Source organism: Elusimicrobia bacterium HGW-Elusimicrobia-1, from assembly GCA_002841695.1.
Lineage (GTDB): Bacteria > Elusimicrobiota > Endomicrobiia > PHAN01 > PHAN01 > PHAN01.
This window is the reverse complement of the sequence record PHAN01000006.1, coordinates 1-15,116: the sequence shown is the minus strand read 5'-3', so window position 1 is coordinate 15,116 and position 15,116 is coordinate 1. Positions and strand designations below refer to the sequence as shown.

At 54.2% G+C, this 15,116-nt stretch carries 12 protein-coding genes and 1 tRNA gene; 3 read left to right on the top strand and 10 right to left on the bottom strand.

What is annotated here, in order from left to right; translation table 11 throughout:
- Positions 1-4: 4 nt before the first annotated feature.
- The 10 genes from CVU77_04785 to rimI all read right to left on the bottom strand — a co-directional run bounded on the left by CVU77_04785 (position 5) and on the right by rimI (position 9,338).
- Positions 5-1,000 carry a diguanylate cyclase gene (locus CVU77_04785; GenBank protein ID PKN01420.1) on the bottom strand — a complete coding sequence of 332 codons (996 nt, stop codon included), beginning with the start codon at positions 998-1,000 and terminating at the stop codon, positions 5-7.
- 50 nt (positions 1,001-1,050) lie between these two features.
- A complete protein-coding gene (locus CVU77_04780; protein PKN01500.1) occupies positions 1,051-2,709 on the bottom strand; it encodes a peptide-binding protein in 1,659 nt (552 codons plus the stop codon).
- 11 nt (positions 2,710-2,720) lie between these two features.
- Complete coding sequence (locus CVU77_04775) at positions 2,721-3,380, bottom strand: HAD family hydrolase (protein ID PKN01419.1); 660 nt, start codon at positions 3,378-3,380, stop codon at positions 2,721-2,723.
- Positions 3,377-5,014: a phosphotransferase gene (locus CVU77_04770; GenBank protein PKN01418.1), complete on the bottom strand. Its 1,638-nt coding sequence runs from the start codon at positions 5,012-5,014 to the stop codon at positions 3,377-3,379. Before CVU77_04770 ends, CVU77_04775 begins: the two co-directional genes overlap by 4 nt.
- A gap of 30 nt (positions 5,015-5,044) precedes the next feature.
- A complete protein-coding gene (locus CVU77_04765) occupies positions 5,045-5,377 on the bottom strand; it encodes a hypothetical protein (protein ID PKN01417.1) in 333 nt (110 codons plus the stop codon).
- Positions 5,374-5,715: a hypothetical protein gene (locus CVU77_04760; protein ID PKN01416.1), complete on the bottom strand. Its 342-nt coding sequence runs from the start codon at positions 5,713-5,715 to the stop codon at positions 5,374-5,376. Before CVU77_04760 ends, CVU77_04765 begins: the two co-directional genes overlap by 4 nt.
- Positions 5,716-5,733: 18 nt before the next feature.
- Positions 5,734-5,804 (bottom strand) — tRNA-Gln (locus CVU77_04755).
- Positions 5,805-5,821: 17 nt separating this feature from the next.
- Complete coding sequence (ispE, locus tag CVU77_04750) at positions 5,822-6,673, bottom strand: 4-(cytidine 5'-diphospho)-2-C-methyl-D-erythritol kinase (protein PKN01415.1); 852 nt, start codon at positions 6,671-6,673, stop codon at positions 5,822-5,824.
- Positions 6,670-8,832 carry a hypothetical protein gene (locus CVU77_04745; GenBank protein ID PKN01414.1) on the bottom strand — a complete coding sequence of 721 codons (2,163 nt, stop codon included), beginning with the start codon at positions 8,830-8,832 and terminating at the stop codon, positions 6,670-6,672. Before CVU77_04745 ends, ispE begins: the two co-directional genes overlap by 4 nt.
- 23 nt (positions 8,833-8,855) lie before the next feature.
- Positions 8,856-9,338 (bottom strand): ribosomal-protein-alanine N-acetyltransferase, encoded by a 483-nt coding sequence (gene rimI / locus CVU77_04740; protein PKN01413.1) that lies wholly within the window; start codon positions 9,336-9,338, stop codon positions 8,856-8,858.
- Positions 9,339-9,771: 433 nt separating this feature from the next.
- Here rimI and CVU77_04735 point away from each other — a divergent pair, with 433 nt between their 5' ends.
- From CVU77_04735 to CVU77_04725, 3 genes are all read left to right on the top strand, one after another.
- Positions 9,772-12,633, top strand: a complete 2,862-nt coding sequence (locus CVU77_04735; GenBank protein ID PKN01412.1) for an excinuclease ABC subunit UvrA — start codon at positions 9,772-9,774, stop codon at positions 12,631-12,633.
- A gap of 164 nt (positions 12,634-12,797) precedes the next feature.
- Positions 12,798-13,076 (top strand): hypothetical protein, encoded by a 279-nt coding sequence (locus tag CVU77_04730; GenBank protein ID PKN01411.1) that lies wholly within the window; start codon positions 12,798-12,800, stop codon positions 13,074-13,076.
- Positions 13,077-13,154: 78 nt separating this feature from the next.
- Positions 13,155-14,978: a hypothetical protein gene (locus tag CVU77_04725; protein ID PKN01410.1), complete on the top strand. Its 1,824-nt coding sequence runs from the start codon at positions 13,155-13,157 to the stop codon at positions 14,976-14,978.
- Positions 14,979-15,116 lie beyond the last annotated feature (138 nt).

Sequence of the window (15,116 nt, the reverse complement as noted above, 5' to 3'; positions counted from 1 at the left end):
ATGTTCAGTCGTTCCGGCCGCGTCCGTTTCCGTCGGAATATCTGATTCTGGGATCGGCGAAAGCGTAGGCGGCGTCGGCTATGATATTTCCGGCCAGAGTAAGTATCGCCACTATCACGCTTATGGCCATAACTACCGGATAGTCGCGCGACATTATCGCCTCGTATCCCAATCTGCCCATTCCGGGATAAGAGAATATCGTTTCAAATATGAAACCGCCGCCGATGATGCCCGGCAGTGAAAGTCCCATTATGGTTATGACGGGAAGAAGAGCGTTTTTGAGCGCGTGCCCGAAAACCACTTCCCTCATCGGCGCTCCCTTCGCGCGCGCGAAGCGGGTGTAATCCGATTTAAGCGCGTCGAGCATACCGCTTTTGGCGTATCGCGTGAGACCGGCCACTCCCGTGAAAGATGTTATTGCCACGGGCAAAACGAGATGTTTTGTCACGTCGAATATTTTCCCCCACCACGGCAGAAACTCATAATTGAGGGAGCGCAATCCCGATATCGGCAAAATGCCGAGATGTATTCCGAAGAATATTATCGCCATAAGAGCCAGCCAGAAGGCGGGCAGCGAATAACCCACGAAGACGACGGTTGTTATCAGGTTGTCCATAAAAGTTTTGTGACGTACGGCGCACAGCACGCCCAGTCCTATGCCCGCGGCGAAAATCACCGAAAGAGAAAGCAGATTGAGCAGCAGTGTCGCGGGAAGCCGCTCGGCGATTTTATTTATCGCGGGGCGGTCGTCGCGGAAAGAGTTGCCGAAATCCAGCCGCGCCATCCGTCCGAGCCACTTTATGTATCTGATGTGCAAAGGACGGTCGAGTTCGTAAAGTTTGATGAGGCGCTGCCTGGATTCGGCCGAGACCTTTGCGCTGAACTCCACCAAATCCGTGGGCTTTCCCGGCGCGGCCTGCATTACAAAAAATGTGAGTATGGTTATGCCCAACAAAACCGGCGCGGAATTGATGATGCGTCGAAGAAAATATTTTTTCATTTTTATGTCAAACCGCTTTCTTGCGAATTTTTACGAAGAAATGTCCCGCGCTATTCTCCCGATGAGTATTTTATTTTTCCGTCGGCGGCGCGCCATTCGACGAAATTCCATCCGAGTCCCGCGGGCGCGACTTGGGGCCCTTTGAATCTTTTATGCACTACCGGCAGGGCGTCGGGATAATACAGAAAAATGTAGGCCGCGTCGGCGTGGATTATTTCGTGGATTTTGCGATAGATGCGGCGCCTTTCGTTTTTGTCGAACACGCTTCTGCCGCGCTCCAGAAGACGATCCGTCCGGGGATTTTTGTAGGAGACAAAATTATATTTTCCTTCGCCGGTCTCGGCCGAATGCCAAATCGAGTACTGGTCGGGATCGCGCGACAGCGACCAGCCGAGTATTACGGCGTCGAAGTTTTTTTTGTTGATGAACTGATGTATGAACGCCGACCATTCGACTATGCGGATGTCGGCCTTTATGCCCGTGGCGGCGAGTTGCGCCTGAATTATTTCGGCGGTCATCGAGCGGATTTTGTTGCCCTGATTGGTAAGAATTGTGAACTCTAAATTCTGTCGTCGATTCCGTCCGTTTTTCGATACGCCGCGGTCAAGAACGCCGTCTCCGTCGGAATCCGTCCATCCGGCTTCGCGAAGCAAATCTTTGGCTTTCCCGGGGTTATACTCGAAATCTTTTACGTCCGGATTGTACGACCACGACTGCGGCGGGAACGGCCCCGTGGCCGCGCGACCCATCCCCAGAAGAACTCCGTCGATGATTTGGGATTTGTCTATGGCGTGCGCCATCGCCCGCCGGACTCTTATGTCGTCGAAAGGCGGCCGTTCGAGGTTGAAACCCATATAGGTGTATTGAAACGCGGGATAGCGGAACTTGTCGTGTCGTCGGAAGAATACGTCGTAGGCGTTGTACTGGTCGGGCGTAAGAGACATATAGTCCACCGAATCGTTGCGTAATTCAAGAAATTGCACCGACTGGTCGGGCACGATATTGAATATAACGCGGCCGATTCCCGGCGAACCCTCAAAACATTGGTCGAAGGCCTCAAGGACTATGCGCTCGTCGGATTTCCAGCTCAGAAATTTAAACGCGCCGGTTCCCACGGGAGAGCGGTTAGCCGGATGCGTGTTGATGTCGCGTCCGTCGAAAATGTGTTTGGGGATTATTCCCATACCCCACGATTCGAGCGCCGGCGCGAACGGTTTTTTGTAGCGAATCACTACGGTATGCGCGTCGGGTGTTTGCAGGGATTCCACCAGCAGGTAATCCGAAGCGTAAGGCGTTTTTGTGCGCGGATCGGTAAGTTTTTCGTGAGTGAATTTGACGTCGCCGGAGGTAAACGGCGCGCCGTCGTGCCAGAGCGCGTTCTTTTTAAGGCGGAAGACAATGGTTTTGCCGTCGTCGGATACGCGCCACGATTCGGCCAGGTCGCCGACGATATTAAGATCGCGGTCATACTTTATAAGGCCGTTGAAGACCAGCGCGTTGACGGCTCCCGAAGCCGAGTCAGAGGCCAGCACGGGATTCAGATACGACGCGTCGCCGAGCAATGCCTGCACGAAGGTATCCCTTGCGGGCGATTTGCCGTCGCGGGGCGCGGCGGGACGCCGGGGAGCGCATGAAGCCGTAAGAAGAGTTACGGCTGCCAGAGCGGTGTACGCGTATTCGACGGCGTGGCGGCGCGGATTTATTTTCATGCGAAAATCCATTATAGCAAAAGCCCGGCGACGTCGGAGGGTTTTTCAACGAGGATATCCGCGCCGCCGGCTAAGAGTTCCTTCGCAAGGCGGAATCCCCACAGAGCGCCGATGGCTTTTACGCCGGCGGCGACAGCGGTCGCCATATCGGTGGCTGTGTCGCCGAGCATAAAAGCCGCTTCCGGACCGGCTTTCAGTTTTTCGAGTATTATGCGGATTCCGGCCGGATCGGGCTTTCGCCGGAAGTCGTCGCCGGCGCCGAGTATGATATCGAACGTCTCCCGTCCGAAAAAGTGTTCGGCCGTCAGCAGGGTGAAGTCGTGCGGTTTATTGGATAGAACCGCGGTTTTAATTCCGCGCGACCTGATTCCGGCAAGCATTTCCGGCACGCCGTCGTACGGGCGGGTTTTAACGCGCCACCTGCGCGAATATTCGTCCATTGTTTCGGCGGCCGCGCGTCTTACATATTCGACGTCGCCGGAAAGCTCGGGCGGCAGGGCACGCGCGGCGAATTCTTCGGCGCCGTCGCCCACGAAATATTTTACGGCTTCCGAAGTATGAACCGGCAGTCCCCTCCGTTTCAGCGCTTCATTGATGGAATCGGTGAGGTCTTCGAGGGTGTCAAGAAGAGTTCCGTCGAGGTCGAATATCGCGATGCTCGCGGAGATCATAGTTTTATTCCGGGCGCCGCGCCTGTGTCGACGATCCGGCGGATAATTTTCAGCGATTTTCTTATGGCGGCGGCGGTTTCCGGGCTCTCGCCTTTGCCGACTTTAATGAGAAATGCCGCAATGCTCAGGTTGGCCCGGGCTTTGTAAAAATCGGCCAGCGGCGGTAACTCACGCCGCGCGGCGGCGCGCTTTCCGGCGGGCAGTTCGTCAATATAAGCGTCGATAAAATCGCGGGCGACAAAATTGCGCAGGATTTTCGCCTCGCCGAAAAACTGGTTTTCTGACTGGGCCAGAAAATATCCCACGTCGAACGCCGGCAGGTGAACTAAGGCGCTGCCGAAATCTATGACGGATATAAAACGCGTCGCGGTATCGTCAGAGATGTCCTGGCCGATGATGATGTTTTTGGGATGATAATCTCCGTGACACAGCGCGTATTCGCGCCGCCGCGACGTTTTTTGCGATCCGGCGCCCAGCAGTATTTCCTGCGCGTCGCCGACCGCAGAGATGATTTTGCGCGCGTCGTCCGTCATCGGGTTGTCGGTGGCGGCGAACGAATCAAGATAGCCGCGCAATCTTTTTCGTTCCCGTTCGAGCGTGTCGGACGGCGAATTTATGCCGCAGCCGCGCAGGATTTTTTTGCGGTCCGCCGAGTGAAGGCGGGCGAGCCATCGCGCCGCAAGTTCAAAATCCCTCCGTGCCGCTTCCGTCGAGGAATTGGCTGCGATGTCCCGGAGATTTTTGCCGCGCTGGCCTTCTTCGATTATTATCTTTTCGGCGTCCTGTATTTCGATAACCGCCGGTACCCTGAAAATGCCCTCCGCGAAACCCGATGCCCTGAGCGCCTCGGCCAGTTTTGCGGCCTGCCGCGCCCGCAGATATTTCTTTTCGTCGTCGAAGGTTCTGAGTATCACGCGGCGGCGGGCTTCGTCGTCGCCCTTTGTCCCTATGGTTATTTCGGTTACCGTGACATTGCCGCCGGCCTTGGGAATTTCCTTGTGGAAAGGCCGCGTTCTGCCTTTTTTTATTTCTTCGGCGGCTTCTTTTTCCGACGACACCGGATGGTCGAACAAGGTCGGATAGACACCCGCCGTCGCGGCGGCGTGCGCGTCGGAGCCGGCGACGGCCGTAAATTTGAGACGATGCCATGCCGCCAGCGCGGCGCAGTTTTCCTTCATCGTCTGATTTGTGTTGAATATTTCGACGGCGTCCATACGCCGGTCGAGCAGCAGCGCGTCCGACGGCAATCTGCCTCCGCGAAAGGGATGAGCCAGTATCAGCGCGGCCGCGGGCCACCGTTTTCCTATTGTCCCGATTTCCGTTCCCGCACGGATTGTCTCGCCGGCGCCTATGACGATAACGTGGCCGATTCCGGTTTGTATTTCCTGGCCGGCGAGTATAACGAAACCGCGCTCCATTCCGGTGTCGCGTTTTAATTCTTCGAGTTCGGGTTTTTTCCAGAGGAAATGATGTTCGACGATGATTACGCCCTGAAGTTTTTTTGCGGCGCAGCGGCGCACGAGTTCGGCGGGACCGAGCCCGCTGCACGACGAGTGACGGGATGTGTGCGCGTGGGTTTCAAGAAGCATTTTTCGGTTATGTTTGTTTGCCGCGCCGCCGGCGGAGAAAATCAATATCGGAGTGAAAGCGCGAGCGAAAAATTTCTATCCGGCCCGCCTCGCCGCCGTTGCGAAGTGCGAGACATACCGGCTCCAGGATTTATCCGTGGAACCCCATGTGTTGTCGCCGAAAAAATAGTCGGCCGCCGCTTCTCTTAAGCGGGCTATTTCACGAAGGCGTTTGATATTTTTTGGGTCATCAAGCGTGAAATCGATAAGTTCAAGCGCGCGCTCGGCGGCTTTGCCGGAATACGCAGGGTTATTTTTCTGACGCCATTTGACGGCCCGTCCTATTTCTCCGCCTATATTGGCCAGTTGTTCGACGACGGACATAGAGCGCCAGCGGCCCGCGGAAAGCTCCCTGTGCGAGACGCTCATACTGTTATCCTTTTGGCTACAATGTTTTTTATGCGCTCGCGGAGTTTTTCGTCTTCCACGCCCCTGGTCCTGTTGGCGACGGAGGGCTTCACGTTTATGAGCGAGTCGAATTCCAGATAATCTTCTCCCGAAAGTTCGGGATACAGATTTATCCCCCATAAAGCCGTCGTATGGGAGCCGTCTTCTATAAGAACTGCCTCCAGGTCGGAGTGGAGTTCTGCGTCGACGGCGATGAGTCCCCTGTCAATGTCGATCACGGCTTTGACCATGTCGCCGAAGAGTTTTGCGGCGATTTTTTTAAGTTCGTCGCGGGATATGGTGTCTTTTACGATTAGCATAATCTTTTATGAAAAAAACTCCGGGGCGTGGATTCGAACCACGACAAAGGGATCCAAAGTCCCTTGTGCTACCATTACACCACCCCGGAAAGACGGACGGAGTTTTTTATAAAGTTCCGGTCAGATATGCGCGTCCGAGTTCAGAAGGCGCGGCTTCGACCGCTTTTCGCGCCGATGCCTTGTCTTTGAAAACTCCGAACACCGCCGAGCCGGAACCGCTCATAAGAGCGCAAAGCGCTCCGGAACTCAGAAGGAAATTTTTTATCGCGGGGATTTCGGGATGTGCCGCCGATGCAATCCCCTCGAAGCGGTTGAACGCTTCCGCGGCGATATCTTCCGGCGGCTTGCCCGCAACAATAGCGGCGGTCATTTTATCAATTTGGCGTCGGTCAGTCAAGGGAAAAACCAGACGGGCATAGGCCTCTTTCGTGGATATGCCGAAGGTCGGCTTTACGACGACGATGTAGAAATTTTCGGGCCATGAGAGCGGCATAATTTTCTCGCCGATTCCGCTTATTGCGGCCGTCGGGGCGCCGCTCAAAAAAAACGGGACGTCGGCGCCGAGCGCTTTGCCTGTTTCAACGAGCCGGGCGTTGTCCATGCGGGCGTTGTACAACGCCAAAACGGCTTTTATGGCCGTCGCCGCGTCCGACGACGCGCCGCCAAGTCCGGATGCCCACGGGATTTTCTTTGAGAGTTTAATGCGCGCGCCGCCTTTGATTCCGGCGGCCGCGATTATGGCGCGCGCCGCTTTGGCGGCCAAATTGTCGGGTGTGTTCAGAAGCGGCTCGTCGCAGTAAAACTCAACGCCCGACGGTATTTTTTCGGCGGCAATTTCGTCGGAAAGTTCTATGAGGCGGAACACGCTGGAGATGTCGTGGTAGCCGTCGGGACGTCGCCGTTCTATTTCAAGGAATATGTTTATCTTGGCCGGCGCCCTCAGGATTATTCGGTTCATTCGATTTCCGGATTGTGTATGGCGGCTTCAAAAATTTTGGTTCTACCGTCGAAAAACTCTATTTTCAACGGGATTCTGTGTCCCCTGACAGCCGCATAATTCGAGAATTTCCAGACGGAGCGTCCCGTGTCGAGTTTCAGCACGTCGCCTGTAAAGCGGGAGGCGGTTATTTTGGCGTCGGCCGTGTCTATTTCTACCATGTCGCCGCCTTTGGTTCGCGCGGCGGCGTTCGTCATGGTTTCGTAAAATCCGCCCGAAAAAACACTTCTTAACACGGACATTATATTTTCGGCGGAGTCGTCCGGAAAAATCGCGGGCGCGAAAGGAAAGTATTCGACATTGCGCTCCAAACGTATGAAAGTTTTGAAAAGACCCTCGCCTATGTCCAGGGTGAATGCCGAAGGAGACCGGAAGGACGCCTTTCCGCGGAATGTTCCCGCGGGCGATTTCGCCGCAAATCCCGCGTCGATTTTTTCCGCCGGCGGAATTTCCGAAATTATATTTCTGATTAAATCGCCAAAAAGTGTTTCGGCGTTGTGAGAGGCCGCGAGGCGCGCCAGACGTTTCTTTGTTTCCTTTCCCTCGGCTCCGGGCGCGCCGTAATACAACGAGAAGCAATAGGCCGATATCGCTTCGCGTTCCTTTCCGAGTTTTTCTTTTACTTCTCCGACGTGAAAGTATATTTCCCAGTCGCGCTGCATTTCGACGGCGCGGACGAGTTCGCGTTCGGCGTCTTCGTATCTTCCCTTTTTGAAGTATATCCAGCCCAGGGTGTCGATGTATGCCGGAGTGTCGGGCGATATTTTGAGAGCGTCGAGGGCGAGATTCAGGGCGTAATCGAGCTCCATTCCCCGCGCCGCCAGGGAATACGCCAGATAATTTTTGGCCTGATGATGCGACGGATTCAGCGATATCAGCCGCTCCAGCGACGCGCGCATCGCCTTGAACCGTTTTGTATTGTCCAGAGCGACGGCCTTGTAGAAAATGGCCTCTTCCGAATTGGGAGCGACGCGGAGCGCCTCGTTCAAAAATTTTATCGCGCCCCCGTAGTCGCGGCGGTCCATACGCACCAGCGCGGCCAGCATCAGAATTTTGGGGTCGTCGGGCGACATCCTCGCGGATTTTTCCGCGGCAAGCTGCGCCGCCTCGAAGTCCTTCCGTCGGATTTGCAATTCGGCGATGTATTGGTAGACCTGCGCCGAAGGTTCCGCCGCCGCCGCTTTTTCAAAATATCTGACGGCTTCGAGCAGTTCCCCTTTTTCGGCGGCGACGGCTCCCAGCCAGATGCGGACTGCCGGCGACGTCGACACGCTTACGAGCCGCTCGAAAGTGTCTTTTGCTTTGTCGATGTCTCCCGTCGCAAAATATAACGCTCCCAGATAAGACAGCACCGCGATGTTGTCGGGATCGGCCGACAGATATGCCCCGTATTCACCTATTGCCGCCCGCGTATCCCGCATTACCTCGTAAATTCTTGAAATGGCCAGATGACCCTCTTTGAGTCCGGGGTCGAGTTCCATGGATTTCCGGTAGTGGCCTATGGCGGTTTCATAGAGATTAAGTTTTTCGTAAACGGCCGCAAGGCGCACGAACACCGAGGCGTCCTCCGGATTGTGCGCCGCGAGCCGGTCGAGATATTTTATCGCTTCATCCGGTTTTACCGTGGAGTAGTAATTGGCAAGAAAGGCGAGCGCGTCCTCGTCGTCGGGTTCTTCCTCGAGAAGTTTTTCAAAATAATACGCCGCGCGGCTGTGCGAAAAAGCGTAAAAATAAAAAGTCGCAAGAAACCTGTATGTTTCCCTGTCCGCGTATCTGCGGGCGATTTCGTCGGCGTATGCCATGGCCTTTTCAATTTCGCCCATTTTAAGATATGTCTCGGCCAAATCGCGGTGCGCGGCGGCGGCGTCGGGGTCGGCGGCCACGATTTTTTCGAGCGCGGCGGCTGCCTGCGCCAGATGTCCTTCTTCGATGAGAACGCGGGCGGCCACATATTCAAGGTATGTCCCCGCGCCGCCGCTTCGCTGGGGCGGCATTGAGCGGCTTTGCGCCGCAAAAAAACACATCGCGGTCGCAATCAACGCGCCCGCGCGCAGAATCCTCGTCGGCAATATTGAAAACTTCAGGCGATTGTTTTTTGCAAACATAATTGAATTTACCATAGACAGTTTTCAACCACTAACCACTAAGCACTAACCACTTCCACATCTCTGGTCATAATCAAAGCGTCTTCGTCCTTGTAATACTTTACGCGCCTGCCCGCGTCGACGAAGCCAGCTTCTTTGTAAAGCGATATGGCGCCGCTGTTCGACGGGCGGACTTCAAGAAAGATTTTTTTTGCTCCGGCTTCGGCGGATTTTTCGACGAGAAAATCCATAAGACGCCTGCCGAGTCCCCGCCTTCGGTACTCGGGGCGCACCGCTATGTCGATTACGTGCGCCTCGTCGTACATAAGCCAGAATTCTATGAAGCCGGCTATTTTTTCCGTCTTGGCGCCGTCGGCGCCGGTATCATCGGGCGCATCCCGCAAAACCCAGAATTCGCAGGCGGGATTCATTATCGCGGCGGCCACCGAGGCCAGCGAATGCGGCTCGGAAAAAGAGATTTTTTCTATCTCATAGATTTCCGCCGCGTCGGAAGATTTGAGTTTTTCGAATTTCAGGGTCATATTACTGAGGGTTCACTAAATAATGAATACACCGGCCGAGCCGGTTTTGGAGCGAGACGGGAAGCGAGGAGCGCCGAAGTCGCAGCCCAAAAACGGCCGGCGCCTTCGGCGAGGCGCGTCTTTCAAGCGTCTGCGGCGTTGCTCCTCCTCAGCGTATCACAGAGGATACGCCGTCGTTCGTCGCGCCTTGCATCCATCTTGAAATCCCCGCCTCCGGTGTGTCCATTATTTAGTGAATCCTCAGTAGTTCGGCGGCAATTATACCAAAAGGACGGCATTTTGTATAATCTGCCTTTCCGCTTTTCTGTCATTGCGAGGAGTAGGGGCGTATAATTATACGCCCCTACTTGATGGACGACGCGGCAATCTCCCGCAAGTAGGGGCAGGTCGCGACCTGTCCCTACAATAACCTCGCAATGACAATGCAATACCAATGGATAAAATAATAATACGCGGCGCGCGCGAACACAATCTTAAAGACCTCGATCTTGAAATTCCCAAAAACAGGATGGTCGTGATAACGGGTCTGTCGGGGTCGGGCAAGTCGTCGCTGGCGTTCGACACAATTTACGCCGAGGGACAGCGGCGGTATGTGGAATCTCTGTCGGCCTACGCCCGGCAATTTTTGGAACTGATGGAAAAGCCGGACGTCGAGACGATAGAAGGTCTGTCTCCGGCCATCGCCATAGAGCAGCGCGCGCCGTCGCACAATCCGCGCTCCACCGTGGGAACCGTTACGGAGATTTACGATTATCTGCGGCTGCTTTTTGCGCGCGTCGGACAGCCGCACTGCCCTGATTGCGGCAAGCCGATAACAAAAGCGTCGTCGTCGGAAATAATAAAACTCATAACTCTGAAGCCGTCCGGCTCGCGTCTGCACATACTGTCGCCGCTTGTGCGCGGAAGGACCGGCGCGTACGAAGACCTTTTTAAGCGGCTGGCCAAATCCGGCTATGCCCGCGTTATGGTCGACGGCAAACTTCTCTCGCTGGATGAAAAAATAAAGTTGTCGCGCTACGGCAAACATTCGATATCCGTGTCCGTCGACAGGGTTGTAATCGGGGAGACGTCGAAGGACAGAATCGCCGATTCCGTGGAAACGGCTCTCAAAGAATCTGGCGGCCTCGTCGAAATAATATCCGCCGACGACGCCGCCGTCGGAGGCGCGGGGCGGAAGAAATCGCCTGCCGCGGTCACATACACACGGAAAAATTCCTGCATCGAATGCGGCATTTCATTGGGAGAAATTGAGCCGCGGTTGTTTTCTTTCAATTCGCCTTTCGGAGCGTGTCCGGAATGCACCGGTCTGGGAGAGAAGACCGAAATCGACGAATCTCTCGTCGTACCCGATACTTCACGCTCGATACAGGATGGTGTCATCACTCCGTGGTCGGATCCAATCACCACAAGAACTCACCGCTGGATTGGCGCCTGGAAGGGCTATTACAACGAAATGCTCGACGAAGTATCCCGCCGAAACGGCATTCCCGTCGACGTGCCGTGGGCGCGGCTTAAGCCGGAGCAGAAAAAAATCTTTCTTTACGGCGACGGAACCTTCGAGGGCGTCGCGAACAACCTGAAACGCAGGTACTCCGAAACCGAATCCGAGTTCGTAAAAGAAGAGATACAGAAGAAATATATGCGCACGCGCGTGTGCCCGTCGTGCGGCGGCCGCCGTCTGAAAAAAGAGGCCTTGTCGGTTTTCATCGGCGGAAAAAATATTTCCGAGGTTTCGGCGTTCTCCGTCGGCGATATGAAAAGATACTTCGATGCGCTGGAGCTTACGGAGACAAGGAAGGTCATAGCCAAAAACGTGCTTAAAGAAATCCGCTCCCGCCTGGAGTTTCTCTCCAACGTGGGGCTGGACTACCTCACGATAGACCGCGCCACGCAGACCCTGGCCGGCGGCGAGGCGCAGAGGATTTCGCTGGCCACTCAAATCGGCTCGCGGCTCACGGGAGTGCTCTACGTTCTCGACGAGCCGAGCATAGGGCTTCATCAGCGGGACAACGAAAAACTTTTAGTCACGCTCAAAAAACTTCGCGACCTGGGCAATACCCTGATTGTGGTTGAACACGACGAGGAAACCATCCGCGCCGCCGACTATGTAATCGATTTGGGCCCGGGCGCCGGCGCTCACGGCGGCGAGATAGTGGCCGAAGGTTCGCCGGAAGAAATTCTTAAATCCCCCCGCTCCCTGACGGCAAAATATCTCAACGGCGAAATGGAAATTCCTCTTCCTGCGCGGCGGCGAAAGTCGAAAGAATTTATCGAAATAATCAGCGCCCGGCAGTTCAATCTCAAAAATATCAACGTTAAAATCCCCGTCGGAAGTTTTGTGTGCGTCACGGGCGTATCCGGCTCCGGCAAGTCCACGCTTGTGCACGAAATATTGTATAAATCACTGGCGAAAAAAATCCACGGCGCCAAGGAAGAGCCGGGCGCGCATAAAGAAATCAGGAACGCGGAAATTTTCGATAAAATCATAGTCATAGACCAGTCGCCGATAGGCCGGACTCCCCGCTCCAATCCGGTCACCTACACCGGCGCGTTCGACCATATAAGGACTCTTTTTTCGATGACACCCGAGTCCAAAAAACGCGGATACAAGCCGGGACGTTTTTCCTTCAATGTCCCCGGCGGAAGATGCGAAAACTGCTCCGGCGACGGTGTCATAAAAATCCAGATGCAGTTTCTGCCCGATGTCTATGTGCATTGCGACGAATGCCGCGGCGCGCGCTTTAATCCCGAGACGCTTGAAATCAGATATAAAGGAAAAAATATCGCCGAGGTGCTGGATATGACCGTCGAAGAGGCCGCCTCGTATTTTGAAAATATTCCGCGCGTGGCCCGCGTTTTGTCCACTCTTAACGATGTGGGCCTGGGTTACATAAAACTCGGTCAGGCGGCGACCACGCTTTCCGGCGGCGAGGCGCAAAGGGTCAAACTTGCCTCGGAACTGTCCCGCCGCGACACGGGCCGGACGCTCTATATTCTCGACGAACCCACGACGGGTCTTCACTTCGCCGACGTCGAAAAACTGCTCGGCGTTTTACATTCTCTCGTGGATAAAGGCAACACCGTCGTGGTCATTGAGCATAATCTTGAAGTCGTCAAAACCGCCGACCATATAATTGACCTTGGGCCGGAGGGCGGCGACGCCGGCGGACGAATCGTCGCCGAGGGAACGCCGGAATCCGTCGCAAAAAATCAGTCCTCTGATACGGGTGTCTACCTTAAAAAAGTTTTATCGAAGTCCCCGTCATCAAAATCTTTTATAATCAGAGTCAGTTGAAAAAGAGTCCAAAACGTCACCCTGAACGAAGTGAAGGGTCCCGTTTGTCGTCGGAATACGAGATTCTTCGCTTCGCTCAGAATGACACCGCGAGGGACTCAGAATGACAAATAACGGGATTTTTCAATTGACTCAATCAACTGAATTTATGATATAATCGAACTATGACTAATTTACTTTTGGCGGCCGCGCTTTTTATGCTCGCCAACCTTCAGAAAAATCCCCTGACAAGAATCTTCGGACGTTTTTTGGCGGCATTGGCCGTTTATTACGCCCTGTCGTCGTCCTTGGCTCCGTCGGCGTTCCGGAATTTATGGAATGAAATTAAGACGGGCAGGCCGTCCGCCGAAAAAATATCGTCGAAGATAATGCCAAAAGAAGTTTCGTCCGGCCAAAAGAGCATCTCCAAGGCGCTCAAAGAAGTCAGCGATTCGATTAAATAAAACCGGATATGAGTAACATATTTGGTTTTATTTATTCCGAGTGTAGCGAGGAATCTCATTCGCCGCCCGAAGACAAATATGAAAATTCAGAAAAAAATATCCGTCGTATTCAGCGTTTTCGTCGCCGCGATTTCTTTGTACGTAAGCGCGATTTTCTACGAGCGTTCGATGAACGCCCAGACGGAAGACCTCAGGCGAAATCTTACGGAACTTGCCATAAGCGCGTCTCTTATGATAGACGGCGACACGCATACTAAAGCGTACGCTTCGGGCGATATGGCCTCGCCGGAATACCTCGGAATAAGAGACATTCTGCGCCGGTTCAAAAAAGAGGTTCCACGGGTGCGTTACATTTATACGATGGTCAGAGGCGACCGTCCGGGCGTATACAAGTTCGCCGTGGACGCTTCCGAGCCGCTCGACGAAAACGGCGACGGCAAAATAAGCCCCGACGAGGACGTTTCGCCCCCCGGCGAAGAATACGACGCCTCGGATTTTCCCGAGATGCTTTCCGCTTTCGACGGACCGGCCGCCGACAAAAAACTTACGTCCGACAAATGGGGCTCTTTTCTTTCGGGGTACGCTCCGGTCTACGACTCCGGCGGCAAGGCCGTCGCCATAGTCGGCATCGACGTTACGGCGCAGACCATCGTCGCCGAGCAGCGGGCTTTGCAGATGAGAATTCTGGCGATATTTCTTTCCGGAGTCATAATGGCGTTATTTTTTTCGCGCATGGTTTCAAAGGGTCTGACCAACCCGATTCAAAAACTCATAGACGGAACAAAGATCCTCGGCGGCGGCGATTATTCCCATAAAATCAGTCTTAAAACCAACGACGAGATAGAGTTTCTGGCCGACGCTATGAACTCCATGGGAGAGAACATAAACGACAAACTCCAAAAACTCAGCACACTTAATAAGGTTTCCGAAACCCTATCCTCGTCGATAGAACTCGACAAAGCCCTCAAAAGTTCGCTTGACGTGGTATTCGAACTCACATCTTCGCCCGCCGGACTCATACTTTTGACCGACAGCTCTGAAAACCGCGTGGAAATCGCCATTTCCGAGGGAGTGCGCCCTCCCAAGTTCGTGGAGAACGACGCTTTCATCGGGCATAAAAGATTCGACACGCGCCTCTCGGAAAGTTTCAGAGAGTGGATAAAACAGCCCGCCAACAACACCGCGCACGGCATCGACGAACTCAAAAAAATTCCCGAAGCCGCCGAGGCCGTAGAATGGCTCGACGCCGCGGAGTGCGGCTACATCGCCCCTCTGATATTCAAGGACACTCTCTGCGGATTTTTGCTCTACACCAACAAACTCGAGGGCTCCGGCGATTTTCTGAGGACGCTTTTTTATCAAATCACTATGGCCATAGAAAACGCGCGACTCTATTATTCAGCGATTACCGACGGGCTCACCGGTCTTTACATACACAGATATTTCCAGATACAGCTCGAACAGGAGTTCCTGCGCGCCCGCAGATACTCCAGATTCTTCTCGCTTCTTATGGTCGACATAGACCACTTTAAATCGGTCAACGACACTCACGGCCATCAGACGGGCGACGCGGTATTGAAGGAAGTGGCGAAAATTCTTAAATATCAGACGCGCGAAATTGATATGGTCGCCCGCTACGGCGGCGAAGAAATGGCGATTATTTTACCCGAAGCGTCCGCCGAAGGCGCGTTGCGCGCCGCCGAAAAAATCCGCGCCACCGTCGAGCGGCACACTTTTTCGGGCGGGCTGAATCTTACGGTAAGCATCGGCGCGGCCACCGTCACCAAAGAAAGTCCCGCCGACAAGGAATCTCTGATAAAGCAGGCCGACGCGGCTCTTTATCGCGCCAAAGAGGAAGGAAGAAACAGGGTCGTCGTAGCGGACGTGAAGGGTAAATCGTGAAGGGTGAAGAGTAGTTTTCCTTTAACCCTTGACCCTTGACCCTTAACCCTTCACGCTGCACGTTTTTTCTTTTCGTAACAACTTCGTAACAATTATTTTGTATAAATACTTGTGTTCGGACTCATCGGCTTTGTAGCG